Source organism: Nocardia asteroides, assembly GCF_900637185.1.
Lineage (GTDB): Bacteria > Actinomycetota > Actinomycetes > Mycobacteriales > Mycobacteriaceae > Nocardia > Nocardia asteroides.
The window spans coordinates 121,933-147,592 of record NZ_LR134352.1 but is presented as its reverse complement, the minus strand read 5'-3'; the positions used below and the strand labels follow the sequence as shown (position 1 = coordinate 147,592).

29 protein-coding genes are annotated in these 25,660 nt (G+C 69.6%); 10 read left to right on the top strand and 19 right to left on the bottom strand.

Going from position 1 to position 25,660, the window contains the following annotated elements:
• Window positions 1–28 precede the first annotated feature (28 nt).
• Window positions 29–568, bottom strand: coding sequence for a TetR/AcrR family transcriptional regulator (locus tag EL493_RS00800; RefSeq protein WP_019049532.1), 540 nt, complete (start codon window positions 566–568; stop codon window positions 29–31).
• A 96-nt stretch (window positions 569–664) separates the two neighbouring features.
• On the opposite strand from EL493_RS00800, the gene EL493_RS00795 reads away from it, so the two are divergent.
• Window positions 665–1,942 (top strand): phthiocerol/phthiodiolone dimycocerosyl transferase family protein, encoded by a 1,278-nt coding sequence (locus tag EL493_RS00795; protein WP_019049531.1) that lies wholly within the window; start codon window positions 665–667, stop codon window positions 1,940–1,942.
• Between the two features lie 41 nt (window positions 1,943–1,983).
• Here EL493_RS00795 and EL493_RS00790 read toward each other — a convergent pair whose 3' ends face one another.
• Genes EL493_RS00790 through EL493_RS00780 form a run of 3 tightly spaced genes read right to left on the bottom strand, consistent with a single transcriptional unit; the run spans window position 1,984 to window position 5,019 of the window.
• Window positions 1,984–2,715, bottom strand: a complete 732-nt coding sequence (locus EL493_RS00790) for a ZIP family metal transporter (protein WP_019049530.1) — start codon at window positions 2,713–2,715, stop codon at window positions 1,984–1,986.
• Complete coding sequence (locus tag EL493_RS00785) at window positions 2,716–3,915, bottom strand: AI-2E family transporter (protein WP_019049529.1); 1,200 nt, start codon at window positions 3,913–3,915, stop codon at window positions 2,716–2,718. It lies immediately after the preceding gene.
• Between the two features lie 51 nt (window positions 3,916–3,966).
• Window positions 3,967–5,019, bottom strand: coding sequence for an NAD(P)-dependent alcohol dehydrogenase (locus EL493_RS00780; protein ID WP_019049528.1), 1,053 nt, complete (start codon window positions 5,017–5,019; stop codon window positions 3,967–3,969).
• A 116-nt stretch (window positions 5,020–5,135) separates the two neighbouring features.
• Here EL493_RS00780 and EL493_RS00775 point away from each other — a divergent pair, with 116 nt between their 5' ends.
• A complete protein-coding gene (locus EL493_RS00775; protein WP_022566157.1) occupies window positions 5,136–6,218 on the top strand; it encodes a S1C family serine protease in 1,083 nt (360 codons plus the stop codon).
• Here EL493_RS00775 and EL493_RS00770 read toward each other — a convergent pair.
• The 11 genes from EL493_RS00770 to EL493_RS00720 form a co-directional block, all read right to left on the bottom strand.
• Complete coding sequence (locus tag EL493_RS00770; RefSeq protein WP_019049526.1) at window positions 6,215–6,502, bottom strand: hypothetical protein; 288 nt, start codon at window positions 6,500–6,502, stop codon at window positions 6,215–6,217. The genes EL493_RS00775 and EL493_RS00770 overlap by 4 nt on opposite strands.
• Entirely contained in the window at window positions 6,499–6,798 is a 300-nt protein-coding gene (locus tag EL493_RS00765) for a hypothetical protein (RefSeq protein ID WP_126405503.1), read from the bottom strand. The genes EL493_RS00770 and EL493_RS00765 overlap by 4 nt, the downstream gene beginning before the upstream one ends.
• 8 nt (window positions 6,799–6,806) lie before the next feature.
• Window positions 6,807–8,237: a hypothetical protein gene (locus tag EL493_RS00760; protein WP_019049524.1), complete on the bottom strand. Its 1,431-nt coding sequence runs from the start codon at window positions 8,235–8,237 to the stop codon at window positions 6,807–6,809.
• 184 nt (window positions 8,238–8,421) lie between these two features.
• Window positions 8,422–8,988 carry a vitamin K epoxide reductase family protein gene (locus EL493_RS00755; RefSeq protein ID WP_019049523.1) on the bottom strand — a complete coding sequence of 189 codons (567 nt, stop codon included), beginning with the start codon at window positions 8,986–8,988 and terminating at the stop codon, window positions 8,422–8,424.
• Window positions 8,985–9,737 carry a DsbA family protein gene (locus EL493_RS00750; RefSeq protein WP_019049522.1) on the bottom strand — a complete coding sequence of 251 codons (753 nt, stop codon included), beginning with the start codon at window positions 9,735–9,737 and terminating at the stop codon, window positions 8,985–8,987. Before EL493_RS00750 ends, EL493_RS00755 begins: the two co-directional genes overlap by 4 nt.
• A 74-nt stretch (window positions 9,738–9,811) precedes the next feature.
• Window positions 9,812–10,657, bottom strand: a complete 846-nt coding sequence (locus EL493_RS00745; protein WP_019049521.1) for a PPK2 family polyphosphate kinase — start codon at window positions 10,655–10,657, stop codon at window positions 9,812–9,814.
• Between the two features lie 15 nt (window positions 10,658–10,672).
• On the bottom strand, window positions 10,673–12,130 hold the full coding sequence (locus EL493_RS00740) for an alanine/glycine:cation symporter family protein (protein ID WP_019049520.1): 1,458 nt from the start codon (window positions 12,128–12,130) through the stop codon (window positions 10,673–10,675).
• Window positions 12,131–12,166: 36 nt separating this feature from the next.
• On the bottom strand, window positions 12,167–12,799 hold the full coding sequence (locus EL493_RS00735) for a class I SAM-dependent methyltransferase (RefSeq protein ID WP_019049519.1): 633 nt from the start codon (window positions 12,797–12,799) through the stop codon (window positions 12,167–12,169).
• Window positions 12,796–14,040 (bottom strand): saccharopine dehydrogenase family protein, encoded by a 1,245-nt coding sequence (locus EL493_RS00730; RefSeq protein ID WP_019049518.1) that lies wholly within the window; start codon window positions 14,038–14,040, stop codon window positions 12,796–12,798. Before EL493_RS00730 ends, EL493_RS00735 begins: the two co-directional genes overlap by 4 nt.
• Before the next feature lie 10 nt (window positions 14,041–14,050).
• The gene (locus tag EL493_RS00725; RefSeq protein WP_022566160.1) at window positions 14,051–15,469 is read right to left on the bottom strand and encodes an ABC1 kinase family protein; all 1,419 of its coding nucleotides are present in this window, start codon (window positions 15,467–15,469) and stop codon (window positions 14,051–14,053) included.
• Between the two features lie 143 nt (window positions 15,470–15,612).
• The gene (locus EL493_RS00720; protein ID WP_051719411.1) at window positions 15,613–16,326 is read right to left on the bottom strand and encodes a TetR/AcrR family transcriptional regulator; all 714 of its coding nucleotides are present in this window, start codon (window positions 16,324–16,326) and stop codon (window positions 15,613–15,615) included.
• Between the two features lie 221 nt (window positions 16,327–16,547).
• Here EL493_RS00720 and EL493_RS00715 point away from each other — a divergent pair, with 221 nt between their 5' ends.
• The 6 genes from EL493_RS00715 to purU all read left to right on the top strand — a co-directional run bounded on the left by EL493_RS00715 (window position 16,548) and on the right by purU (window position 21,491).
• Entirely contained in the window at window positions 16,548–17,876 is a 1,329-nt protein-coding gene (locus EL493_RS00715) for a DUF445 domain-containing protein (protein WP_019049514.1), read from the top strand.
• Between the two features lie 94 nt (window positions 17,877–17,970).
• Window positions 17,971–18,417, top strand: coding sequence for a helix-turn-helix domain-containing protein (locus EL493_RS00710; protein ID WP_019049513.1), 447 nt, complete (start codon window positions 17,971–17,973; stop codon window positions 18,415–18,417).
• On the top strand, window positions 18,417–19,070 hold the full coding sequence (locus EL493_RS32130) for a hypothetical protein (protein ID WP_019049512.1): 654 nt from the start codon (window positions 18,417–18,419) through the stop codon (window positions 19,068–19,070). The genes EL493_RS00710 and EL493_RS32130 overlap by 1 nt, the downstream gene beginning before the upstream one ends.
• Before the next feature lie 73 nt (window positions 19,071–19,143).
• Window positions 19,144–19,437, top strand: a complete 294-nt coding sequence (locus EL493_RS00700; protein ID WP_019049511.1) for a DUF2516 family protein — start codon at window positions 19,144–19,146, stop codon at window positions 19,435–19,437.
• A 90-nt stretch (window positions 19,438–19,527) separates the two neighbouring features.
• The gene (locus EL493_RS00695; protein WP_022566162.1) at window positions 19,528–20,580 is read left to right on the top strand and encodes an alpha/beta fold hydrolase; all 1,053 of its coding nucleotides are present in this window, start codon (window positions 19,528–19,530) and stop codon (window positions 20,578–20,580) included.
• Between the two features lie 20 nt (window positions 20,581–20,600).
• Window positions 20,601–21,491 carry a formyltetrahydrofolate deformylase gene (gene purU / locus EL493_RS00690; RefSeq protein WP_022566163.1) on the top strand — a complete coding sequence of 297 codons (891 nt, stop codon included), beginning with the start codon at window positions 20,601–20,603 and terminating at the stop codon, window positions 21,489–21,491.
• A gap of 3 nt (window positions 21,492–21,494) precedes the next feature.
• Here purU and EL493_RS00685 read toward each other — a convergent pair whose 3' ends face one another.
• Window positions 21,495–22,022 (bottom strand): GNAT family N-acetyltransferase, encoded by a 528-nt coding sequence (locus EL493_RS00685; protein WP_019049508.1) that lies wholly within the window; start codon window positions 22,020–22,022, stop codon window positions 21,495–21,497.
• A gap of 167 nt (window positions 22,023–22,189) precedes the next feature.
• Here EL493_RS00685 and deoC point away from each other — a divergent pair, with 167 nt between their 5' ends.
• Window positions 22,190–22,861: a deoxyribose-phosphate aldolase gene (gene deoC, locus EL493_RS00680; RefSeq protein WP_030201261.1), complete on the top strand. Its 672-nt coding sequence runs from the start codon at window positions 22,190–22,192 to the stop codon at window positions 22,859–22,861.
• Between the two features lie 5 nt (window positions 22,862–22,866).
• Here deoC and EL493_RS00675 read toward each other — a convergent pair whose 3' ends face one another.
• Entirely contained in the window at window positions 22,867–23,601 is a 735-nt protein-coding gene (locus tag EL493_RS00675; protein WP_022566165.1) for an LmeA family phospholipid-binding protein, read from the bottom strand.
• Between the two features lie 105 nt (window positions 23,602–23,706).
• On the opposite strand from EL493_RS00675, the gene EL493_RS00670 reads away from it, so the two are divergent.
• Window positions 23,707–24,315, top strand: coding sequence for a hypothetical protein (locus EL493_RS00670; protein ID WP_030201256.1), 609 nt, complete (start codon window positions 23,707–23,709; stop codon window positions 24,313–24,315).
• On the opposite strand, the gene EL493_RS00665 is transcribed toward EL493_RS00670, so the two are convergent.
• Entirely contained in the window at window positions 24,301–25,107 is an 807-nt protein-coding gene (locus EL493_RS00665; RefSeq protein ID WP_019049504.1) for a class I SAM-dependent methyltransferase, read from the bottom strand. The two genes, EL493_RS00670 and EL493_RS00665, sit on opposite strands and share 15 nt — an antisense overlap.
• Before the next feature lie 22 nt (window positions 25,108–25,129).
• Window positions 25,130–25,657 carry a DUF2505 domain-containing protein gene (locus EL493_RS00660; RefSeq protein WP_019049503.1) on the bottom strand — a complete coding sequence of 176 codons (528 nt, stop codon included), beginning with the start codon at window positions 25,655–25,657 and terminating at the stop codon, window positions 25,130–25,132.
• Window positions 25,658–25,660: the final 3 nt, after the last annotated feature.

Below are 25,660 nucleotides of genomic sequence, written 5' to 3'. Positions count from 1 at the left end.
GGCGCACCGGAATCCGGTGCGCCCATCGTCATGTCCGGGGGAGCAGGGCGCGGACGCCCGCCGTGAGCTGGGTGGGGGTGGGGGCGTGGTCGGGGTCGATCAGCCATTGCAGGAGCAGGCCGCCGATCATCGTCTGCAGGACCGCGCCGACAGCGCTGTCGGCGCCGAAGGCTTGGGACAGGCCGCTGCGGGCCATTTCCTGGGCGGCGCCGAGTTCGGCGCGCAGTTCGGGGGAGTGCAGTGCCTGATTGAGGCATTCGGCGTTGGCCTGCCAGAGCGCGCGGTCCTCGGTGAACGAGGTGATCAGGCGCTGCCAGAAGTGCTCGAGGCGGGCGGATGGGTCGGCCGGGTCGTCGTCGGGCAATGAGTCCAGGATGTGCCGCACCGCCGCGGCGCTGGACTCCAGCATCGCCTGTTGCAGCAGCTTGTCGCGGGTGCCGAAGTGGTAGTTGATGGCCGCCAGGTTGGTGCCGGAGGCCGCGACGATGTCGCGCACGGTGGTGCGGGCGTAGCCGCGTTCGGCGAGGCAGCGCTTGGCCGCGTCGAGCAGATCTTCTCGGGTTCCCACCCGGGCACGATAGCAAGGTGGACATACGGCTGTTTGTTACATCCGTTTCAAACAAACGTCAGTGACAAGTGTTTAAAACGGTTGTATGTTGGCGTCATGACCGCTCAACGCCCGATTTCCGTCCTCGAGTCCACCTACTTCGGCACCGGCACCACGCTCGGCACCGTGCCCACCGCCGGCATGCCGCTGTTCCTCGCCACTACCGTCTACGGCGCGCTGGACCTCGGGGTCCTGCGCCGGGTGCTCGACGAGCTCGCCGCCGCGCACCCGCTGTTGCGCAGCCGGGTGGTGGACGGCCGTTTCGTCCGCGACGACGAGTTCCGCCCCCGCTTCGATGTCGTCGAGGGCGACGAGGCCGGATACCTCGCGCTGCTCAATACCCCGCAGGACTGGCGCGACGGACTGTTCCGCGCGTACCTGCTGCGGGCGGGGGTGCGGCAGCAGATCGTGCTCGTCGTCCACCACGGGATCTCCGACGGCAGATCGGGTTTCGCGCTGCTGGACCGGCTGTGGCGGCATTACACCGCGCACGTGACCGGCAGCGCTGTGCCGCAGGCGGATCCGGACCAGCGCCTGCCCGCGGCGATGGATACCCGATTGGCCGAGGTGGTGTCAGCCGCCGACGCGGACTCGTGGCTGGCCGAGCTGCGTGCGGGCGCGATGACGATGGAGCCCGGCGACGCCCCGCGCGTGCTCCCCCGCGACGGCGACGGCACGGGCGCCGACCCGCTCGGCCGATTCGCCATGCAGCGCATCGAGCTGACCGCCGAGGCGACCGCGCACCTGGTGGCAGTCGCTCGCGCGCAGCGGGTCTCGGTGAACAGCGTGCTCAGTGGTGCGGCCCTGGCCGCCGTCCGCAGCAGGTTCGCGGAGCCGGGTCCGCTGCCGCTGTTCTTCGGTTACGCGGCCGATGTGCGCGGTGCGGTCCGGCCGCCGGTGCCGGTGGAGACCATGGTCAACTACGCCTCGGGCTCCGGCCTCCTCGTGCGGGCGGCCGACGACGCCGGTCCGCTCGCACTGGCCCGGCTGGTAGAGGACGGCCTGCGCGCCGGACTCGACCGTCGCGAACCCGCCCGCTTCCCGCTCGCCGTCCAGCGGGTCGCCGACGAGTTCACCGCCGCCCTGCTGGCCGCCCCACCGACCCTGGCCATCTCCAATATCGGCCGCCTGCAAGCGCATTCGTTCCCCGACGACCTCGCCTTCCTGCGCGACGACATCTTCGCCATGGGCCCGGCCATGCCGCCGAAGCTCACCGCCTTCACCATCGCGGGCCGCCTCACCCTCCAGCTCGAATACGACACCGCCGTCTACAGCCGCTCCCGCATGGACAAGCTCCGCCTCACCCTCACCGACCTGCTGCACGACCTGCACTGAACAGCCCACGCGGCCCCGGTGGTCGGCAGTGCCGTGGCTGGTCAGTGGCTGAGGGCGGCGACGGCGAACATGGCGCCGACTCCGGTGACGGTGCACAGGAGGGTGAGGCGGGAGGGGTGGGTGGCGTGGGCTTCGGGGAGGATGTCGGCGGTGGCGAGGTAGAGCAGGAAGCCGGCGAAATAGCCGAGGTAGAGGCCGATCCACTGGTCGGGGACGTGGATGATGGTGCCGAGGACCGCGCCGACGACCGGGGCGACGGCGTCCAGGCCGAGCAGGATCAGGGCGCGTTTGCGGGCATTGCCGTAGAGCGTGGGGATGGTGAAGGTGTTGAAGCCGTCGGCGAAGTCGTGGCAGATCACCGCGATCGCCACCGACAGGCCCACCGTCGCGCCCGCCTGGTAGCCGATGCCGATGCCGAAACCGTCGAGAGTGCTGTGGAAGATCAGGCCCGCCGCGGCCAGCAGGCCGACCGACTCGAATCCGTGCTGGTGGGAACCGAATTCGCCCTCGTGGCCGGTATGGATGGCGACCGCGCGCTCGATGATGTGGATGCTGAGGAAGCCGATCACCGCGGCGATCAGCACCGTCGGCACCCCGAACACCTCGCCCGTCGACTGCTCGAGCGCCTCGGGGATCAGGTCGAAGGCGACCAGCCCCAGCATCACGCCGGCGGCGAGGCCGAGCACGAGGTGCTTGCGGTCGCCGATCCGCATGGCGACGAAACCGCCGAACAGGGTCGACAGCATCGACACCAGCGACAGGAGGATGGCCATCTACTCGTCCGCGGCTTCGGCAGGCGGCTCCTTGCGCTTCTTCTTCGACCCCGGTGGTTTCTTGCCGCCCGGCGGCATCTCCGCCTCCTCGGTGACCTCGTACCGGCGGACATACGCGCCGGCGAACCCCTGCGCCGTCGCGGTGACCGGAATCGCCAGCAGCGCACCGGTCGGCCCGAGTAGCGCCGCGCCCGCAATCACCGCGCCGAAGGCCACCGCCGGATGCATGTCCAGCGTGGTGGCGGTGATCCGTGGTTGCAGCACATAGTTCTCGAACTGCTGGTAGGCCACGATGAACAGCAGGATCCACAGCGCGCTGATCGGATCGTGCACCAGCGCGACCAGCACCGGCAGCGCACCGGCCAGATAGGTGCCGACCGTCGGGATGAACTGTGAGACCACACCCACCCACAGCGCCAGCGCGAACGCCGACGGCACGTCGAGCACCCGCAGCGCCACATAGTGCGCGACGGCCGAGCACAGCGCCAGCAGCGCGCGCGAATAGATGTAGCCGCCGGTCTTCTCGACCGCGATGTCCCAGGCCCGCAACACGTGCTTCTGCTTGCGTGGCGGCAGCAGCGAACACACCCAGGTGCGGAAGCGCGGACCGTCGGCGGCGAAGTAGAAGGTGAACAGCAGCACGCCGAGCAGCTGGAAGATCGCGCCGATCGCGACCGTGCCGATGCCCCAGACGTTTCCGGCCAAGCCCACCAGATAGCCCTCGATCGTGGAACTCCACTCCGAGGCGTACTTGGTGAGATCGTCGCCGGACAGGTCCTGGTCGAAGGTGGAATTGACCCAGTCGACCACGTCCTGGACATAGCCGGGCGCGTTCTGCACCAGCATCGTCACCTGGCTGACCAGCAGCGCGCCCAGCGTCCACACGAACGCGACGATCACGATCAGCAGCACCAGGAACACCGCGCCGGTGCCCGCGCCGCGTCGGACGCCGCGGGCGGCGAGCCAGTTCACCGCGGGCTCGATCGCGAACGCCAGGAACAGCGACACCAGCAGCACGGTCAGCAGGCCCTGCAACTTGCCGAGAATCCAGAACGCGGCGATCAGCCCGGCGACGGTCAGCGCCGCGTAGAGCAGCGAGCGCGGGAGCCAGCGCGGGGGAGTGCGCACGGCCCAGCCGACCGGCAGCGTGTGCGCCGCCGGTGCGGCGGGACCGGGAGTCGATTCGTCGTCGGCAGCCACCCGGTCACGGTACCGAGGACGGCCGGTTTCGCGCCCGCTGGCGCGCTGAGGTCAGATCGTGGCGGTGTCGATCACGAAGCGGTACTGCACGTCGCTGGCCATCACCCGGTCGTAGGCGGAATCGATCTCGTCGGCCGAGATCAGCTCGATCTCCGCGCCGATCCCGTGCGCCGCGCAGAAGTTCAGCATCTCCTGGGTCTGGGCGATGCCGCCGATCATCGAACCGGCCAGCGAGCGCCGGTAGCCGGCCAGGTTGCGGCCGGTGACGCTCATCGGCTGATCGGGCAGGCCCAGGATCACCAGGGTGCCGTCGAGGGCGAGCAGTCGCAGGTAGTTGTCGATCGGCAGGTTGGCCGAGACGGTGTTGATGATCAGGTCGAACTGTCCGCGCAGCGTGCGGAACGTGTCCTTCTCGCTGGTCGCGTAGTAGTGCTCGGCGCCCATGCGCAGGCCGTCGTCGCGCTTGCGCAGCGACTGGCTCAGCACGGTGACCTCCGCGCCCAGCGCGGCCGCGATCTTCACCCCGACGTGGCCCAGCCCGCCCATGCCGATGATCGCGACCTTCTTGCCCGGCCCGGCGTTCCAGTGCCGCAGCGGGGAGTACAGGGTGATGCCCGCGCACAGCAGCGGCGCGGCCACGTCGAGGCCGATGCCGTCGGGAATGGCGACGACGAAGGCCTCGGTGACCACGATCTGGGTGGCGTAGCCGCCCATGGTGTAGCCGCCGGGCTGGACCGCCTCGGGGACCGGGTTGTTGTAGGTCCAGGTGGCGCCGTTGGCGCAGTACTGTTCCTCACCGGCCAGGCACGGCACGCACTTGCCGCAGGAGTTCACCAGGCAGCCGACGCCCACCCGGTCGCCCACCTTGTACTTGCGGACCGCCGAACCGGTGGCCGCGACGATGCCCGCGATCTCGTGACCGGGCACGCACGGGTATTTCGCGCCGCCCCACTCGTCGCGGGCGGTGTGGATGTCGGAGTGGCAGATGCCCGCGTACTTGATGTCGATCAGGACGTCGTCGGGGCCGAGTTCACGGCGCTCGATCGTGACCTTCTCGAAGGACCCGTCGGCTGCGGGGATGGCGTAGGCGGCTGCGGTGCTCATGAAGACATGCCTACCGTCGCATGCCTCGTTTGCCAACAGGCGCGCCCGGATCGATACCGGCTGCGTGTGAATCCGGGTCACAATGGAAGGGCCACCTCGGGAGAGAGGACGCACGCGTGCACGCTGTCGGTCGGGTGTTCGTGACGCTGGTCGTCGCGCTGATCGGCGTGTGCGCCTTCCTCGGTTACCGCGGTGAGCTGGTCCTTCCCTGGCAGCCGCGGCCGGAGGACTCCGTCGCCGTCGCCGAGCGGCCACCGCCCGCGCCGCTGGATCCGGTGCTGGTCGCGGCGCAGGTGCAGCCCGCGCTGGTGAACGTCTCCGTCGACGCCGCGCTGTTCGGGACCAGCGCCGCCGGTTCGGGCATCGTGCTCACCGCCGACGGGCAGATCCTCACCAGCCATCACGTGATCAAAGGCGCCGACGCGGTGTCGGTGACCGATATCGGGAACGGGCTGGTCTACGAGGCGACCGTGCTCGGCTACGACTCCACCGCCGATATCGCGCTGCTCGCGCTGGCCGGGGCCGCGGATTTGCCGACCGCCCGGCTCGGGTCGTCGGCCGAGCTGCGGATCCGCCAGGACGTGCTGGCCATCGGTGACGCGGGCGGCGACGGCGGCGCGCCGACCTCGGTCACCGGGCCGATCACCGATCTGGATGCGAGCATCGTCGCGATGAACTCCGCCGATCTGACCCGCAAGTCGTTGCGCGGGATGGTGCAGATCGCGGCGCCGGTGGTGGGCGGGCAGTCCGGTGGGGCGCTGGCCGACAGCAGCGGCGCCGTCGTCGGCGTGATCACGGCGGCCTCCGGTGACCGTCCCGATGCCAGGCAGCGGCCGCCCACCGGCTACGCGGTGCCGATCGATACCGCGATGCGGATCGTCGGCCAGATCCGTTCCGGCGTGCCCACCGACACGGTCCACGTGGGCCCGACCGCCACGCTCGGTGTCCAGATCGTCGACGCGAAACCGTCCGGGGCCCAGGTCACCTGGGCTTTCTACGGTCAGCCCGCGCGCGCCGCGGGCATCACCACCGGCGACGTCGTCACCGCCGTGGACGGCAGTCCCATCAGCACCGCGCGGGCGCTCAGCGCCGCGGTGAACCGGCGTGCGCCCGCCGACACCCTCCGCCTCGATCTCACCGCTCCCGACGGCACCACCCGGACCGTCCTGGTCACCCTCGCCGAGGGCACCCCGAACTAGAACAGCGCGGCGACCCCGATCGCGGCGAGAAACCCGGCGACCGCGAGGACGAACCCGGCGAAGGCCACCAGCAGCCCGGCCCCGGCCCGCTTGATCGACACCCCGGTCGCCGAGGCGCGGTCACCGTAGGTGAACGCGACGATCCCGACCACCGGCGGCAGCAGGATCAGCCACCAGGCGTTCTGCCACCCCTTGACCAGGTACGGCAGCGAGATACATCCGAACCCCACCAGCGCTGCCACGAAACTCTCGGGCCCGAACGCGGTGAACCGCCGCTCGCTCATCCCAGCACCAGCCCGCCGACGCCGATCACTACCGCCGCGGCGACCACCCCCGCCGCCACACCGAGCATCCGCGGTGTCCGCCGCACCGCGACACACACCCCCGCGATCCCGCCCAGCACCGCCACGACGATCCACACCACCGCCGACGCACTCGGATCCCACCCGGACGGCTGTCGATCGGCCACCGCCGCCAGCCCGCCGAACACCGTCACCCCCAGCGCGACACCCCCGGCCACCGCCAGCGTCGCCGCCCGCCAGAACTCCAGCCGCCCGCGATCCGCCTCGGTGAATTCCACGCTGTCCATCATCGCCGAGCCCCGTTGACCGTCGGCGGATCGCTCGGATCACCGAGTTTCGTGGCCGGGTAGTCCGGCGTGGTGATATCCGCGTCGGCCTCGAACGGGTCGCGCATCGACGAACCGCCGCCCACTTCGTGGTGGAACGGCAGATTCGTCAGCGGTCCCCATTTGCTGCCGGAGTCCGCGGCGTCGATCAGGACGGGCCTGCCCGCGCCCGCGGAGTTGTCCTGGTAGATCTCCATCGAGGGATAGTCGCCGATCGTCCCGCCCGCGACCACCCGGGGGGAACCGGGATTTCCGCTGGTCGGCGCGACCACCAGATCGCCGTTGACCGTGTGCCCGGACAGCGACGAACCCGGCGGCGCGAAGGCGTTGGCCGCGTCGTACTGGATGCGGACCGACCCGTTGGGCAGCTGCTGCACGTGCACGTCCGGCGACCCGACGGCGACGTCGCCGGAGGTGGTCACGGACGGGTTCTGCCGAGTGACGACCAGCCCGTTCTCGTAGTCGATGTAGGTCGCCACCCGGGTCTGTTCGGGATCGAAGTTCGGATCCTCCGCGCGATTGTCGCCGAGGTCGTTGTCCGGGATGTTGAACACCTCCTCGGCCGGGATGTAGGCGCCGATCCGCACGACACCCTGTCCCGGCACCGGCTCGATCTTGGCCACCTTGATGACGGGAGCGACGCCCTGATACTTCGGATCCTGGCTGGTCGGGTTCAAGATCTCGGCGGTCGCCCAGTCCGTGGAGCTGGTCGGCAGTCGTCCGAACATCTGCTGGAAGGCCGCGGCCGAGGTCTGCACTCGTTCGGGATCGTTGCGGCCGCCGGTGGTCGGGATGGTGTGTTGCTGCTGCCCGAGCCCCTCCTCGCCGTTGGCCTTCTGCGTGAGGTCCTGGAGTTCCTGGCCGACCAGCTGGGACAGCTTCTGGTCCTCGGCGACGAACTGCGCGATCAGCTCCTTGACGCGGCTGGAGCTGTCGGTGGCGTAGGTGCTGAGCTGTTCCGTCGTCATCGGGATCGTCATGCCGGGCACCGGGCCGGGCACATCCTTCTTGCCCGCGGGCACGGTGACGGTGCCGTCGTCCGCGACCAGGAACCCCTGGTAGAGATAGTCGTCCGCGGCCTTGACCGCCGCGTTCCGGTAGCCGTCCATGGCGCTGCCGTGGGTGCGGAAGGCGGTCGCGATATCTTCGAGTTCGGCGGCGAGCTTGTTGCCCGCCAGGCGCTCGCCCAGCGCTCGTTCGTTGGCCGCTCTGGACGCGTCGCCTTTCCAATTGTCCTGGGTGGCGTCCACTTTGGTGTGCATGTCGGTCATGTGCTTCTTGAAGCCGACGACCAGAGCGTCGATGTCCCTGGCAATGGAACCGGTGGTGGTCTCGGGATGAAAGCCGCGCAGTGCGCTGATGCCGATGGTCACCACACTGAGATCGGTCATCGTTTCCCCTCCCTGAAATCCGGCTCACCCGTACCGGACGCTGCTCGCGCGACGAACGCGCGGCACCCCCCGGGTTGTACACGGTGCCGGTCGCGGATGTACCGCGAGGCACCGGTGCGTGCCGAGTATAGCGGCGGCGATCGGGGCCGGTTCGTTTGTCGGGGGCCGGAATTGGGCCAGGGGGTCAGACCAGGGAGAGCCAGTAGTCCTGGAACTTCAGGAAGACCAGGAGCAGGACGACGGCGTAGTAGACGACGACCAGGGTCCAGCGCCATTCGGCGAGAATGGACATGAATCCGCGGGAGCGCGACCAGGTTTCCTGGGTGGTGACCGCGAAGAGGACGGGGGTCGCGGCCCAGACGACCATGCAGTACGGGCAGAGGGCGTTGATGCGGTAGAGGCTCTGGAAGATGAGCCAGCAGATGGCGGCCATGCCGAGCACGGTGCCCAGCCACAGGCCGCCCCAGACCCAGCGGGGGAAGCCGACGCCGACCACCGCCAGGACGCCGAGGGTCACCACCACGGAGAAGCCGACGACACCGAACAGCGGGTTCGGGAACCCGAACACCGCGGCCTGGTCGGTCTTCATGATCGACCCGCACGACAGCACCGAGTTGATGCTGCACGAGGTGACGTAGTCCGGATCGACGAACAGCTTGAACCGTTCGACGGTGAGCGTGAACGACGCCAGCCACCCCGCCAGCCCGGCGATCAGCAGCAGCCACGCCGAGCGGGCGGGGGCGGTGATCACTTGGCCGCGTCGGCGATCACGGACGCCAGGCCGTTCTCGGTGAAGATCGCGTCGGTCTGGTTGAGCTGGCCGTTGACGAACACCGACGGGGTGGACTTCACGCCGCTGTTCAGCGTCTGCTGGGTGACCTGGGTGATGTAGTCGGCGTACGGCTTGTCGGTGATGCAGGTGGCCACGGCCGGATCGGTGTACCCGGCGTCGGTGGCGATCTGGATCAGTTCCTCGTTGCTCAGGCCCGCGCCGCCCTCGGCGGGCTGCTTCTCGAACATGGTCTGCAGCCAGTTCTGGTACTTGCTCGGGTCGGACTTCGCGACGCAGAACGAGGCGTTGGCCGCGCGCGAGGAGTACTGGTTCGTGGAGGCTTTGTCGAGGAACGAGATGATCTGGTACTCGACGACCGCGGTGCCGTCGGCGGTGGCCTGGGCCAGCGCCGCGCCGTTGGCGGCCTCGAACTGCTTGCAGGCCGGGCACTGCAGGTCGGCGACCACGCGGACCTTCACCTTGGCGTCCGGATTGCCGATCCGCACGGTGCCGGTCTCGGTCACCGAACCGCCGGTCGCGGGCAGTTGCGCCGCCGAGCCGGAGCCGGAGCCGGAGTCGTCGCGGTTGACCGCGATGCCGATGCCGATCGCCGCGACCAGGGCCACCAAGACCGCCGCGACGCCGATCTGGATCGCCATCTTGCGCTTCTTGTCGGCTGCCTCGGCCGCCGCCAGCGGGTTCTGCTTGCCCGTGCTCACCGTCGTCACACGCCTTTCGTTCGTGGTCTCCCCACCGGGGACATCATGCGGGCCGAACCTGAGAGTTTCTTCAACGATCGAGATCAGGACTCGTCGAGCCTGCGCAACTGCTCGGCGACGTCGAAATCGGCGGCAGGCCAGTCCAGTTTCAGCCCGGTCAGCGCGTCGATCAGCAGTTCGGTGACGGCCAGGCGCGCGTACCACTTGGCGTCGGCGGGCAGCACGTACCAGGGCGCGTAGTCGGTGTTCGTGCGGTCCAGCATGACCTGGTAGGCCTTTTGGTATTCGGGCCAGAAGGCGCGTTCGGTGATGTCGCCCGGATTGAACTTCCAGTACTTGTCCGGGCGTTCCAGCCGCTCGCGCAGTCTGCGCTTCTGTTCGTCGAGGGAGACGAACATGGCCACCTTCACGATGGTGGTGCCCGCGTCGGCGACCTCGCGTTCGAAGGCGTTGATCAGCTCGTAACGCTGCTCCCATTCGGCCTGCGGCACCAGTTCGTGCACGCGGACCACCAGCACGTCCTCGTAGTGCGAGCGGTCGAACACGCCCAGCTGGCCGTGCGCGGGCAGGCGCTTGCGGATGCGCCACAGGAAGTCGTGCTGCAATTCCTCCGGCGTCGGCACGCCGAAGGACGCGTGGTCGACACCCTGCGGGTCGACCGAACCGATCACGTGGCGCACGATGCCGCCCTTGCCCGCGGTGTCCATGCCCTGCAGGACCAGCAGCACACTGTGCTTGCCGCCGGTGCGACCGTGGGCGAACAGCTTCTCCTGCAGCTCGGACAGCACCAGGCCGCGTTCGATCAGCAGTTCCTTGCCGACCTTCTTGTCACCGGTGAAACCGGGGGTCGCCGAGGTGTCGAGATCGTTGATCCGCTGGCCGTCGGCCCGCAACGCGGTGGTGACGGGTTCGGCCCAGAGTTTCGCCATTTCCCATGCCTACCACTACATCGAGCGATCGATCGGCAAGCTCGACGCAATCGTTGCCTGCCAGCACGCGACACCGGCCGGGTCGGCGATCTCGGCACGGTGCACGTAGACCGGGTCGGCCCCGGCCGCGCGCTGGGCGCGGTAATCGGCGAGCAGCCGGAACGCGACGACGCCGAGCGGCAGGATCGCGGCGAGGTTCACCAGCGCCATCACGCCCATGAACACGTCGGCCAGATTCCAGATCAGCCCCACCGAGCCGAGCGCGCCGGCGAACACCGCCACCAGCACCAGCCAGCGGAACGCGGTCAGCGCCTGCGGCCGGTCGGTGATGAACTCGATATTGGCGCGTCCGTAGTAGAAGTTGCCGATCATCGAGCTGAACGCCAGCAGGAACACCACGGCGGTGAGCACGTGTCCGGCCCAGCTGCCGAGGCTGTCCTGCAGCGCGCTCTGGGTGAGGTCGGCGCTGCGCCGTTCCGACAGGTCGGGATCGCTGGTGAGGATGATGAACGCGGTGATCGAGCAGATCAGCAGGGTGTCGAAGTAGACGCCGAGCGACTGCACCAGCCCCTGCTTCACCGGATGCGTGACATCGGCGGCCGCGGCGGCGTTGGGCGAGGAACCGAGCCCGGCCTCGTTGGAGAACATGCCGCGCCGGATGCCCTGGGCGATGGCGGTGCCGATGCCGCCGCCGACCACCTCGCGCACCCCGAACGCGCCGCCGACTATATCGGCGACCACCCGCGGCAGATCGGTGAGGTTCAGCGCGACGACCGCGATACCGAGCACCAGGTAGACCATCGCCATGATCGGGACGAGCACCTCGGTGATGTGGCTGATCCGGCGCACGCCGCCGAAGATCACCAGCCCGAGCAGCACGATCAAGCCCAGCCCGACGGCGGGGGCGAACCAGTCGCCGTCCAGGCTCGCCAGCGACGCCCTGGTGGTGGCCACGATGGTGTTGGACTGCACCGCGTTGAACACGAAACCGAACGTCACCGTGATGATCACCGCGAAGATCAGGCCCTGCCACCGGCGCCGCAGCCCGTACTGCATGTAGTAGGCGGGACCGCCGCGGAAGGTGCCCGGCTCGCGCTCGGGCCGCTTGTAGAGCTGGGCCAGAGTGGACTCGACGAACGCCGAGGCGGCGCCCAGCGTGGCCATCGCCCACATCCAGAACACCGCGCCCGGCCCGCCGACGCTGATCGCGGTCGCGACGCCGGCGATATTGCCGGTACCCACCCGCGCCGCCGCCGAGATGCTGAACGCGCCGAACGCCGACACCGACTTCTTGCCGTCCTCGGCGACCTGCCCCTTCTCGGTGACCGCCCGCAGCATCTCCGGCAGCATCCGCAGCTGCACCACCCCGCTGCGCACGGTGAAGTACAGCCCGGTGCCGATCACCAGCGGGATGAGCAGCCAGCTCCAGAACACGTCGTTGACATCGACCACCACCGAGTTGAGCGTGTCCATGCGGCGAAGGCTACCGCCGGGCAATCGCCCGGCCGGTCAGGCGGGCCGGGTGGCGTCGACGTACTGCATGAAACGGTGCACGCGCTGGTCGATCTCGACCAGGCCCGCCTCGGCGAACAGCCGGGGGAAGGTGTCGCGGCCGAACAGGCGCAGCCCGCTCAGGCCCGCGGCCATGGTGCTGGCGCGGCCGAACAGGTTGTCCTCGCGGTAGCTGGTGGTGATCGCGATCCGCCCGCCCGGGGCGAGCACCCGGATCATCTCGCGGGTGGCCGCGATGGGGTCCGGGATCAGGTACAGCGCGCCGAAACAGCAGACGGCGTCGAAGGTTCCGTCGGCGAAGGGCAGGGTGCGCGCGTCACCGCGCACGTAACCCACGCGCGGACCGGCGTTGTCGGCGGCGGCCTTGGCCAGCATCGGCTCGGAGTAGTCCAGGCCGGTGACGAAGCCGTCGCCGGACAGGAATTCACTCAGGTACCGGGTGAAATTGCCGGGGCCGCAAGCCAGATCGAGCACCTTCTTCTCGCCGCCGAGCCGCAGCGTGTCGACCGCTTCGCGGCGGTCGCTGCCGGTGGTGCGCCCGCTGGCGAGGTAGAACAGCGCGGGTCGCCACGCGTGCTCGTACACCGCCGCCAGCGCGGGCGCGTTCATCGTCTTGCGGGCGAGATTCACTGCCGCGTGACCTCGATGGTCATGCCCGCGGCGCGCAGCCGCTCGGTGAGCGCTTCGCCCATGGCCGATGCGGGCGTGAGCACGCCCGCGCGGGCCGGCAGTTCGTCGAAGGCCAGGCACAGCCCCGCCTGACCGAGCAGCACGGCCGTGGCCTGGTAGCCGGGGTCGCCGGTGCCGGCGAAGGTGGCCTGGTACTTGGCGCCGGAACTGGTGCGCGCGAACGTCTTCATGGTGAACCAGCCGCTCAGCCTGGCCTTCTCGCTGGGGCCGGTGCCCGGCTTCGGCAGGATCCGGTCGAGCAGCTTGCGGCCGAACGACACCCGAGACAGCACCGCGCCCGAGGCCATCCCGGCCACGATGCCGCCCGCGATACCGGCGGCGACCAGCGGCGCGGCCGCCGAACGGCCCGCGTTCATCACCTCGCGGTAGCGGAACTGCTTGCCGTAGGCCCAGCCGAGCAGGCCGTTGGTGCGGCGCACGACCTTGGTGTTGTGCGAGGCCATGATGAAGGTGGTGACCCAGCCGTCCAGGCTCGGGTCGATGCTGTCGGCGCGGGCCAGTGCCTGATCGGACTGGCGGCCCACGTCGGGCTCCATCGAGCGGTCCGGGCTCAGCGAGTACGGGTGGGCCAGGATGCGCGAGCGCGAGGAGTCGGCGGCGATGTCCTCCATCATGGCGCGACCGGAATCGATGGTGCCGCCGCTCATTCCACCCTTGAGGTAGGCGACCAGGGTGGTGTCCTCGAGTTCGCCGGTGTCGTCGGCGACGGTGGCGCGGTAGAGCTCGTAGACGCTGAGGTCCGACGGGATCGAGTCGTAGCCACAGGAATTCACGATCTTGGCGCCGGAGTCGACCGCGGTCTGCTCGTACTGCTCGATGGCGTCGTGGATGAACAGCGGCTCACCGGTGAGGTCGGCGTAGTGGGTGCCCGCCGCCGCGCACGCGGCCAGCAGTGGCATGCCGTAGCGCAGGTACGGGCCGACCGTGGTGACCACGACCTTGGTGCGCTCGGCCAGCTCGGCCAGTGAGGCCGGATCGGTGGAGTCGGCGAGCACGAGCGCCCAGTCCGCGGCGGCCGGGCCCAGCTCGGCGCGCACCGCGGCCAGCTTGTCGGCCGAGCGGCCCGCGAGCGCGACGCGCGCGCCCTCGGGCACGGCGGTGAGCAGGTACTCCGCGGTGAGCTTGCCGACGAAACCGGTCGCGCCGAACAGGGTCAGATCGAATTCGCGGTGCTGCGGCATGAAACGCCTTTCATCGAGTGCTCGCCTTGCGAGCACGCGTCTTCTTCGCCGGCTTCGGCGGATGGGTGGTGAGCCAGTCCCGGTGGGCCAGCCCGAGTTCGGTGACCGGGGGCTCGTCGTAGAGCCATTCCCGGGCGATCACATGCCAGTTGGCGGTGCATTCGAGCTGGCCGAGCATGCCGAAGGTGAGGAAGTCGGCCCGGCGGGAGAACAAATGCTCCGGCGGCAGGTTCTGCTGCTTCATGCCGGTGAACTCGCTGGCCCTCGGGTCGACGGCCAGCAGGAACGCGCCGCTGGCGAGTTCGGGGGTGATCGTCAGCTCCTCGTCGACCAGGCACCATTCCGAGGCCGCGAGCACGTACTCGAGACACTCCTCGGCGCCGATCTCCTCCGGCGAATCGATCACGCCGCGCTCGATCATCAGCTGCCGCAGGTCTTCGGCGCGGTCCTCCGCGGCCGCCCGCAGGCACAGGATCTCGAAGTGCACGAGTTTCGGGTCCATCCGGTTGAACAGGCCGAAGTCGAGGAAGGCCACCCGGCCGTCGCGCGCCAGCAGCACATTGCCCGGGTGCGGGTCGCCGCAAAACTCGTTGAAGGTGAACAGCGAGCCCACGTAGAAGCGGTAGATGATCTCGCCGACCCGGTCGCGTTCGGCGTCGGGCAGCTTCCTGATCTCGTCGAAGCCGGTGCCCTCGATGAACTCGCTGACCAGCACGCGGGTGGTCGACAGCTCCGGCACCGCGTTGGGCACCACGATGAACGGGTGGTCGCGGTAGAGCGCGGCGATCTCGGACTGGGTGGTGGCCTCGGCGACGTAGTCGAGCTCGGCCTCCATGTTCAGTTTCAGCTCGTCGAGCACGGCCGGGGTGATCCACGGCATGGCCGAGGCCAGCACCCGGCGGAACATGGTGAGGTTCTTCAGGTCGGCGCGCACGGCGGCGTCGACGCCGGGGTACTGGACCTTCACCGCGACCGCGCGGCCGTCGTGCAGGGTAGCCCGGTACACCTGGCCGATCGAGGCGGCCGCGATCGGCTCGGGGTCGAACTCGGCGAACAGCTCGGTGAGCGGGCGGCCGAAATCCTCCTCGACCACCGCGCGCATGGCCTCGAACGACACCGTAGGGGCAGCGTTGCGCAGCACCGCCAGGCGCTGCTGGAACCGGTCGCGATGATCCGGCGGCACCAGGTCCAGATCGAGCACCGACATCATCTGGCCCAGCTTCATCGCCACGCCCTTCATGGTGCCCAGCACCATGACCACCTGCTCGGTGGTGCGGATCATCGACTCCTCGGCCATCCTGGCGCGCACGGCCTCGGACCGGCCACGCATGGACAGTCGGGTCTTCTTCGAGCGGATCATCGAACTCGCCGCTACCGCCCCCAGCTTCGTCCCGCGGGCAAGCCGGGATGTCGGCACGTTTTTCGCCATCGAGGTACCTCCGTTGGTGCCGACGCGCATGGCGGCATGCGACCGCCTGCGGTGATGCATGCCACAGCATCCCGCCGCGTTCAGCGTAACCAACCGAGCGGTAATGTCGAGCCCCGCTCCGGCCGAGGGCCGGAAAACGCAGGTCAGGACGCTGGCGGTGGGATCTCCGGCAGAACGTGCGGCTGCGAGGTGAACAGCTCCGGCGAGCCGCCGGCGCGCGCGACACCCTCGATCGCCGACCACGCCATCATCGTGAGGTAGTCGATGACGTCCTGGCGCGGCATGGCCTTCTCGGTGGTGGTCCACCAGTGCGTGGCCAGCTGGATGCCGCCGACCAGCACGTAGGACCACAGCATCGCGCCGTCGGTGCGCACGCCCTTGGCGCCTGCCCGGTCCACGAGCACGGCCGTGACCACCTCGGCGAAGAGCCGTTCGAACTCGGCGAGCGAGGACTTGTCGCCTGCGGAGTTGCTCATGATGAACCGGTAGACCTCGGGGTCGTCGTCGACGGTGCCGACGTACTCGGTCATCGCGGCGCGCACCAGCTGGTACTCGTCGGCGTCGAGGTTGATCGCGCCGTACACGCGGGGCAGCAGCGTGGTCTCGATGAACCGCTGCATGGTGGCGTGCACCAGGTCGTTCTTGTCGGCGAAGTAGCGGTACAGCACGGTCTTGGACACGCCGATCTCGGTGGCGATCTCGTCCATGCCCGCCTGGCTGCCGCGCGCGCGGATGGCGTTGAGCGTGCCGTCGACCAGCTCTTCGCGCCGGTCGATCTTGTGCTGCCGCCACCGCCGTTTGCGGCCGTCGACAGGACCGCCGCCGCGTACGGTGGCGCGACCGGTCTGCTCGCCGATCTCGACAAGGTCTTCGGTGGACAGAACAGCCCCCTTAATCGATGTGGCGTCTCCTGGTTCTACAGCTTAGGCGCGCCGGTGTGGGGTGGCGCTCGTTTGGTCGACGTTGCGGCATTTACCACACCGCTGGTCTACCCGCGCGTATGACAAACCGGGCGGTTCTGTGGTCGCCACGCGGGTTGGCGGCGGCGCGCTCGCGACGGGCACAGCAGAATGGGGGCATGGAGAAAGCTCCCGGCAACACGGCGGTTCTCGCGCCGCGCACCGAGCCCGCGCAACCGGCGGGGTTCGCGGTCATGACCGACGAGGCGGGCAAACGACGTGACCTCTTCAAGATGAAGGCGCTGGCCACCGGATTCCTGCTGGTGGCCAGCGTGGTGTACCTGTTCTGCCGCTGGCTGGAGTCACGCGGCGGCGGTGGCGAATGGGTCGGCTACGTGCGGGCCGCCTCCGAGGCCGGCATGGTCGGCGCCCTGGCCGACTGGTTCGCGGTGACCGCGCTGTTCAAGCATCCGCTCGGCCTGCCCATCCCGCACACCGCGATCATCCGCAAGAAGAAGGACCAGCTCGGGTCGAGCCTGGGCGCCTTCGTCGGCACCAACTTCCTCGCGCCCGACGTGGTGTCGGCGCGGCTGGAGTCGGCGCAGATCTCGCTGCGGGTCGGGCGCTGGATGGCCGACCCCGGCCACGCGGCGCGGGTCGCGCAGGAGAGCGCGACCATCCTCACCGCGGTGGTCGGTGTGCTGCGCGACGAGGACGTCGAGCAGATCATCGACAACACCATCGTCAAGCGGCTGGCCGAGCCGCTGTGGGGTCCGCCGATCGGGCGGGTGCTCTCGGAGCTCATCGCCGACAATCGCCAGCTGCCGCTGATCGATCTGCTCGCCGAGCGCGCGCATCAGTGGGCGCTGGGTTCGCAGGAGACGATCGACCGGATCGTCCTGCGCGACGCGCCGCAGTGGGCGCCGAAGTTCGTCAACACGCTGCTGTCGGAGCGGATCTACCGGGAGCTGGTCGAGTTCACCTGGAAGGTGCGCTCGAATCCCGATCACGAACTGCGCAAGGCCGCCGATCGCTTCCTGCAGGATTTCGCCGACGATCTGCAGCACGACGAGGCGATGATCGCCAAGGCGGAGAAGGTCAAGGCCGAGATCATGGGCCGCGAGCAGATCACCGGCATGGCCGAGGCGACCTGGCGCGCGGCCAAGCGGCTGATCCTGGAGTCGGCCGAAGACCCCGATTCCACGCTGCGCCGCAAGGTGGCCGAGAATGTGCAGCAGCTCGGTGAACGCTTGCGCGACGACCCGGCCATGCGCGGCAAGGTGGACGGCTGGATCGACCGCGGCGCCCGCTATCTGGTCGGTAACTACTCGGCCGAGATCACCACCCTGGTGACCGACACCGTCGCGCGCTGGGACGCCGACGAGGCGAGCCGGAAGATCGAACTGCAGGTCGGCCGGGATCTGCAGTTCATCAGGATCAACGGCACGGTCGTCGGCGCGCTGGCGGGTCTGGCGATCTACACCATCTCGCAGTTGTTGTTCCACTGAGCCCGGCCGTTTGCCGGACCTGTGCTAACAGAAGTGCTTGCAATAGCTAGCACTCTGACCTATTATTGACCGTACAACCGCCAGAAGGTGAGTGATGGCAGACCAGCCCGAGGGACGTGTAGCGCACGCGGCACAAGACATCGGAGGGTTCATCAGGTCCCAGCGCGAAGCCGCGCAGGTGTCCTTACGTCAGCTCGCCGCACTGGCGGGGGTGAGCAATCCGTACCTGAGCCAGATCGAACGCGGATTGCGCAACCCCTCCGCCGAAGTACTCGCGCAGATCGCCAAGGCGCTGCGAGTGTCCTCGGAGGTGTTGTATGTGCGGGCCGGATATCTCGAACAGCGTCCGCACAGCCCGGTCAGGGACGCCCTGCTCGCGGACACTTCGGTGACCGAGCGGCAGAAACAGGTGTTGCTGGAAATCTATGAGTCGTTTCGCCGGGAAAACGGGGAAGAAGCCGGCTCAGGGGGGATCGAACGGGACAGCGACGTTTCGTTCACGACAACTGACACTCCGCCACGCCAGGAGAACGAAGACTGATGACCGAGAAGACCGCTACCGTGACCAAGCCGCTGTTCGCCACCGTCGGTGCCGGTGACGCCATCTACACCGCCGTGAACGACGTCGTCGCCGACGTCCGCGGCCGGGTCGGCGCCACCGACGTGCAGGCCCGCGTCGACGAGGCCCGTGAGCGCATCGCCAACGTGCCCGCCGACGTGCAGGCCCAGTTCGACACCATCCGTGAGCGCCTCGCCGGCCTGCCCTCGGAGCTGCCGGAGGACCTCGCCGAGCTGCGCGAGAAGTTCACCCCCGAGGAGCTGCGCAAGCTGGCCGAGCAGTACTACCGCCAGGCCCTCGACATCTACGCCGACCTCGCCGTCCGCGGTGAGGAGACCGTCGACCGGCTGCGCGCCAACCAGGCCGTCGACGAGCAGATCGGCCGCGTCGAGACCCTCTACAAGGACGCCTCCGCGCGTGCCGAGGACGCCCTCGCCAAGGTGAACGACCTGCTGGGCCGCGGCAAGGCCGAGGCCGAGAACGTCGCCGCGAAGGCCGCCGCCGTCGTCGACGCCGAGGTTGTCGCCGTCACCACCGAGGAGCCCGCCCCGGCTCCGGCCGCCAAGGCGCCCGCCGCCAAGAAGGCGCCGGCCAAGAAGGCTCCCGCGAAGAAGGCCGCGCCGAAGAAGGCCTGATTCCACAGCGCGCACAGCGGCCCCGTTCACCAGTGGTGTGCGGGGCCGCTGTTCGTATGATGGGGGTGTGAACATGGTGCACGGTCTGACCTCGCTGATCATGCTGGTCCTGTGGGTGGCGGCCCTCGGCGCGACGGTGTTCGCGCTCATCCACGCGGTGCGTCAGCGCGCGGACGCCTTCACCGCCGTCGACAAGATGACCAAGCCGATCTGGCTCGCGATCCTCGCGGGCGCGCTGGTCTTCCTGCTGCTGGGTGTCGTCGGGTTCGGGATGCTTACCTCGCTGATCGCGATCATCGCGACCGGTGTGTACCTGGCCGATGTCCGTCCCAAGATCGATGAGGTGCAGCGCGGCCCACGCTGGTAGCCACGCCGCGGGAATTTCGCCCCGCCGAACGCTCGCATTGAGTGGTACGCGGTGTTACTGTATCCAGCAGTAACACAAAGGAGTGTGCCGATGCGTGCAAAGTTGCCGACGGCTCTGGCGAAATGGATCGACACCGCGTCCACCGTGGTCGAGACCACCCTGGCGGCCCACCGGGCCGACCTGCGGACGCGGACCCACGGGGTCGCCGCGTTCGATCCGCCGAGCATGCCCGCCGAGGTGATCCCGGTGGTCACCGCCGACGGCGCCCGCCTGCGGGTGCACGCCTACGGGCCCGTCGACGCACCGGTCATCGTGTTCGCGCACGGCTGGACCTGTTCCATCGAATACTGGAACGCCCAGATCAACGCCTTCGCCGGCGAGTACCGCGTGATCGCCTACGACCAGCGCGGCCACGGCGAGAGCACCAACGGCTACGCCCGCCCCAGCACCGACCTGCTCGCCGACGACCTGTGCGACGTGCTCGACGCGGTCCTGCTGCCCGGTCAGCGCGCGGTCCTGGTCGGCCACAGCATGGGCGGCATGACGCTCATCGCCTGGGCGGGTCGCTACCCCGAACGCGTCGCCGAACAGGCCGCCGCCGTGGTCCTCACCAACACCGGCGCGCACTCGCTGGTGGAGGTCTCCACCATGGTGCCCGGCCTGAACAAGCCGCTGCGGCTGCTGCGCGGCCGCCAGATGCCGACGCCGGACTGGCTGGGCAGGCTCATCCTCGGCACGCCGGTGGTCTTCCCGCCGATCAAGCCGGTGCGCTGGATCTTCGCCCGCCAGGTGATGACCCTGGACACCAGCCCGGAGAAGCTGAACTACGCGCTCTCGGTGGTCCGCGGCTGCCCGATGATGACCCGCGCGCGCTACGGCCTGCTGCTCGCCGAGCTGCACCTGGGCGACGTCGCGAGCAACTTCTGCGTGCCGACCACCGTCCTCGCCGGTGACCGCGACGACATGACGCCCGCGCTGCACGCCGAGCGCCTCGCCGAGCTGCTGGACAAGGCGGGCACCCTCGCCGGTTTCAAGGTGCTGCCCACCGGCCACCTCGGCAATGTCGAGCGCTACGACCTGTTCAACGCCGAGCTGCGCGGGGTGCTCGCCGCCGTACGTGAGCCTGCGCGCGCGCTGGCCTGAGGGTTTGCGAGGATGGGCGGATGATTTCTGCCCCTGTGACCTCGGATGACCGCCGGTTCGTGCTGACGCTGGGCTGCCCGGACCGGCCGGGCATCATCGCCCGGATCTCCTCGTTCATCGCCGAATTCGGCGGCTCGATCGTGGAGGCCGGCTACCACTCCGACGGTGACATCGGCTGGTTCTTCACCCGGCAGGCGGTCAAGGCCTCGACCGTGCCGTTCGGCATCGACGAGCTGCGCGCCCGCTTCGCCGAGGTCGCCGCCGAGTTCGGGCCGGAGACCGACTGGCAGCTGCACGACTCCGGCGCCCCGCGCCGGGCGGTGCTGCTGGTCAGCAAGGACGGGCACTGCCTGCACGACCTACTCGGCCGCGCTGCCGCGGGCGAGCTGCCCGCCACCATCGAGGCCGTCATCGGCAATCACCCCGACCTGGCCGGGATGACCGAGGCGCACGGCGTGAAGTTCCACTACGTGCCGTTCCCCAAGGACCCGGCCGAGCGCGGCCCCGCCTTCGAACAGGTCCGCGACCTGGTCGACGCGCACGACCCGCACGCCGTTGTCCTCGCCCGCTTCATGCAGGTGCTGCCCGCCGAGCTGTGCGAGCACTGGGCCGGGCGGGCGATCAACATCCACCACAGCTTCCTGCCCTCGTTCGTGGGCGCGCGCCCGTACCACCAGGCCTACGCGCGCGGCGTGAAGCTGATCGGCGCCACCTGCCACTACGTCACCGCCGAGCTGGACGCGGGACCGATCCTCGAACAGGACGTGATCCGGGTCGACCACGCCGACGACGTGCGCGACATGGTGCGGCAGGGCCGCGACATCGAGCGGGTCGTGCTCGCGCGCGGACTGCGCTGGCACCTGGAGGGCCGGGTGCTCGTGCACGGCAGGCGCACGGTCGTCTTCGAGTAGGCCCTAGAGGTCGTAGAACGGCGCCGGGTAGCGGAACTCGCCGGTGACGGCCGGGTCGTAGGCGGTGAGCGCGCGCACCTGGAAGTACTCGGCCCAGTCGGCCTCGTCGGGAACGATGCCGAGGCGCGCGCCGGGGACGAAGCCGAACCGGCTGTAGTACTCGGGGCTGCCGACCAGGCCCACCACCGATTCGTCGAGCGCGTCGGCGGCGCCCAGGGCCGCGTGCGTGAGTGCCGAGCCCACGCCGGTCTTCTGATGGTCGGGGTCGACGCCGAGCGGGCCGAGCGCCAGCACCGGGAACGGGCCGATACCCGCCCTGGTGAGACAGATGTGCCCGACCACGGTGTCGTATTCCAGGGCGACCAGCGACAGCGTCGGCATCCACGACTCGTCCGAACGCAAGGTCTCCACGAGGGCGACCTCGGGTGGTTCGGTGATCGCCGGATCGTCGGCGTAGTGCGGGGCGAAGGCGGCCCGGTGGATGGCGGCCACGGCCGCGGCATCGGCGGGGGTCTCGCGACGGATCAGCACATTCGTCTCCGTATCCTCGGCGGCCTGCGCCGCGGGTTCTCGGCCGGGGTGGCCGGGTCGAAAACCGCCGGGTTCAAGTCTCCCGGATTCGGGTACGCGCGCGCAACGCCGTTTCGGCGGTGACTGCGGCGCGCCGCGCCGATTCGCGGTGTGTCATGCTCGGGATCATGACCGTCTCGACGCCGCTGACCCGGGCCGATGTGGCCGCGATGATCGATCACACCCTGCTCGCCCCCGAGGCGACACCCGCCGAGGTCGACGCGCTCGTCGCCGAGGCCCGCCAGCTCGGCGTGTACGCGATCTGCGTGTCGCCCTCGATGCTGCCGGTGCGGGCGCCGGGGCTGGTCGTGGCGACCGTGGCCGGGTTCCCGTCCGGCAAGCACCACTCGCTGGTCAAGGGCGCCGAGGCGCGGCTGGCCGTCGAGCAGGGCGCCGACGAGGTCGACATGGTGATCGATGTCGGCGCGGCGCTGGCGGGCGACTTCAACTCGGTGCTCACCGAGATCATCACCGTGCGCGAGGCCACCACCGATCGCGGCGCGGTGCTCAAGGTGATCATCGAGTCGGCCGCGCTCACCGACGAGGCCATCGTCGGCGCGTGCCGGGCCGCCGAACAGGGCGGCGCCGACTTCGTGAAGACCTCCACCGGCTTCCATCCGGCGGGCGGGGCCAGTGTGCACGCGGTGCGGCTGATGGCCGAGACCGTCGGCGGCAGGCTCGGGGTCAAGGCCAGCGGCGGTATCCGCACCGCCGAGGACGCCGCGGCGATGATCGCGGCGGGCGCGACCCGGCTCGGACTGTCGAAGTCGGCCGCCGTGCTCGACGGCTTCGCCGAGTAGCGCCATCAGCAGGTGATCTCGGCCTGCTGGCCCTCGGGCGACTGCTCCAGCGTGGTCCTGCCGCCCGACAGGTGGACGTTCACACCGTCGTCGGTGACCTCGACGCGCTCCGCGCGCAGACCCAGCGGGTAGCTCTGCAGGCTCTGGCTGAAGGTCTCGACGATGCCCTGCACCAGGTCGGTGGGCAGGCCGAAGCCCAGCAGCTGGGCCGACTTGGTCTCCACCACCACATTGCCGTCGCGCACCGAGGGCTGGACCTCGAGCTGGGCCAGCCCGCCGAGCACGTCGAGGGTGATGGTGTCGGTGCTCGCCGAGGACTGCACACCGCTGACCATGCCGCCGAGGGTCTGGGCGATGCCGTCGTTGTTCCACCGCACGTCGGCCGAGGAGCCGCCGATGGTGCCGCCGCCGCGGCCGCGGTCGGTGAGCTCGATGTCGTCGAACTTCGCGTGCACGTCCATGCCGATCGCGGGACCGAACTTGTTGTCCTCGCTGTCGACGGTGACCGAGCCGACCTTGCCGTCCAGATAGGTCAGCAGCATCGGCTTCGGGCCGAAACTCACGTCGATGCTCGACCCCATCTGCTGCTCGAACGAGCTGCTGATGCAGCTCGAGATCCGGTGGCGGGCATAGGCTTCGGTGCCCACGATCGCGGCCACCAGCAGCGCGGCGACCACGGCCAGTGCGATCACCAGTGTGCGGCGGCCGACCCGGGGGCGTGGGGGAGTCTGCGTGGTCATGGCAACGGATTCTTCCCGATCATTCTGTGTCTGCTCTGAGGACGTGGTGAAAGCCTTCGTAGCAAAGTGTGACCTGGCGCACTGTCGGCGGCGTAGCCTGAAACGATGACTGGCGAGGGTGCGCGCCGGCTGCAGGGGACGGCGGATCATCGATGGCGGGTGCTACGGCGCCTCGCCGGTAGGCACGCGGGGTTCTTCACCACCCGTCAGGTGTTGCGGACGGGCTGTGAAGTGCAGGTCCGAGCGGCGCTCGGGGACGGGTCGGTGACCAGGGCCGGGGTCGGCATGATGCGGCTGGCGCAGTGGCGGGCCGGTCCGCTCGACGAGTACGCGATGTGGGCCGCCTGGTTCGACGGCGCGGCGGCGGTGTCGTATCAGAGCGCCGCGGAGCTGCACGGCATCGGGCGATTGCAGCCGCGGTTCCTGCACCTGTCGGTATCGGCGGGGCGTCCACCGGTGACGCCGCGGCTGGTGCTGACCCGGCGCAAACTCGGCGGCCCCGATGTGGAGTCGGCCGGACCGTTCCTGGTGACCACGCCGGTCCGCACGGTGCTCGACCTCGCCGAGACCGAGATCTCGCAGTCGGCGCTGGACGAGGTGGTCGCCGACGCGGTCGCCATCCACCGCTGCGACACCGACGAGATCTGGTGGGGCGGACAGCAACTCGCGCCCCGCGCGGCCGCCCGGGTGCGGCGGGCGTTAACCGGCGTCTGACCAGCCGTTGGGCGCCACGACCTGCCACGGCACCGACAGCACACAGTCCCGCATCCGGCGGCGATAGACCCGCAGCGGAAAGCCGCTGTCGCGCAACAGCTCCGCCGCGCCCCGCCAGCGCACCCGCGGGCCGTACGGCGCCAGCGCGGCCGAGCGGTCCCACGCGCGATCGGCGGCGGTGAGCAGCGCGTGCACCGGTTCGCCCGGAATATTGCGGTGGATCAGCACTTTCGGGAGCCGCTCGGCGATGTCGGACGGGCGGTCGACGGTGAACGGATCCCAGGCCAGGGTCAGCGAGAGCGGGCGGTGCCGGTCCAGCAGCACCCAGGCGCAGCGGCGGCCGAGCTCGTCGCAGGTGCCGTCGACCAGCAGGCCGCCGGGGGCGAGATTGCCCTGGATCCGCGCCCACGCGTCGGGGACCGCGTCCTCGGGGTACTGCCGCAGCACGTTGAACGCGCGGACCAGCACCGGGCGCAGGCCCGCCAGTTCGAAACCGCCGCGCGCGAAGCGCACGCCGTCGCGGCCCTCGACCACCCGGGCGGGGTCGATCTCGAGGCCGACCACGCGCAGGTCGGGGCGGACGGTGCGCAGCCGGGCGGCCAGTTCGAAGGTGGTCCACGGCGCGGCGCCGTAGCCGAGGTCGACGACGAGCGGGTCGGCGGCCGCGCGCAGGCGGGCCGTCACCAGCTCGTCGTGCGTCAGCCAGCGGTCGCTGCGGCGCAGGCGGTTGACCCCGGTGGTGCCGCGGGTGATCGTGCCGACCGGCGGCACCCGCTTGCGGCCGGCGTCCACGGCTGTCGTCTCCTCGGGTGGGTCAGACCGACTTCTTCGCGGCGGCCTCTTCCAGCCAGCGCGCGGTCTCCTCCTGCTCGGCGCGGAACAGGTCGACCAGGTTCACCAGCATCAGCTGTTCCAGTCGCGGGCCCACCATCGGGATGAACACCTTGGCGGTGGGGGAGAAGCGCATGGTGGTGCCGGTCTCGGTGGGGAACAGCCGGATGGTGCCGTTGAGGCTACCCGGACCGGCCGGGATGGAGGCCGAGAAGGTGCCCTCGGTCTCGTCGTGGGCGAACGGGCCCCAGCTCTCCTTGCGGGTGATGACCATGTCCTTGCGCATCACCGTCTGCGCGATCTCGGGGAGCATCTCGCGCGGGAGCGTGTGGGCCAGCACCACGTCGATGCCGGAATCGGTCACCTCGTGGCTGATCACCTCGTTGTGCGGGGCGTACTTCCGCATCTCGGCGACGCGCGCTTCCCAGTAGTCCCTGCTCTGCAGCGCCGCGTAGAGCTCTTCGGTGGTGTGCAGCGGGTACCGCGCGGAGTAGTCAAGTCGACGTGCCATGGG